The organism is Acinetobacter sp. NIPH 1852, from assembly GCF_022549455.1.
Taxonomy (GTDB): domain Bacteria; phylum Pseudomonadota; class Gammaproteobacteria; order Pseudomonadales; family Moraxellaceae; genus Acinetobacter.
In genome coordinates this window covers 1-467 of the sequence record NZ_JAKZGG010000059.1, presented here as the reverse complement: position 1 = coordinate 467, position 467 = coordinate 1, and the positions used below count along the sequence as shown (strand labels likewise).

Here is a 467-nt window from a genome sequence, read left to right as displayed (position 1 = left end):
ACTTTGAAAGGTGGTTTTAACCTACAAACCAATGGTTCAAACAGCGGTGCGATCAAAGCGGGTGATACGGTTGATATCGGTGTGGTTGATCCAGCAGACACCAACTTAACTGCGACGAAAACAGGCAATAATGTCGCATTTGCATTAAGCCAAGACTTGAGTTTGACCAGTGTGACTACGGGTAACACTGTAATCAACAACGCTGGTGTGACAGCAGACAAAGTGACTGTTGGCAATGTCGTGATCGACAAGACAACGAACCAAATCAGTGGCGTTGAAGCAGGTACAAACACTAAAGATGCGGTGAACAAAGGTCAATTAGATGCATTGGCAGCGCAACAAGCAGAAAATGACAATGCAGCAGTGAAATACGACGATGCAGCAGTTAAAGACAAAGTGACTTTAGCGGGTGCAGGTGGTACGACACTGACCAATGTGAAAGCAGGTGATGTGTCAGCGACTTCAAC

At 45.8% G+C, this 467-nt stretch carries 1 protein-coding gene; it reads left to right on the top strand.

All coding sequences use genetic code 11. From position 1 onward, the window contains the following. Positions 1 to 467, top strand: a 467-nt coding sequence (locus tag MMO38_RS16560) for a hypothetical protein (RefSeq protein ID WP_347006134.1), incomplete at both ends; no start/stop codon positions are given.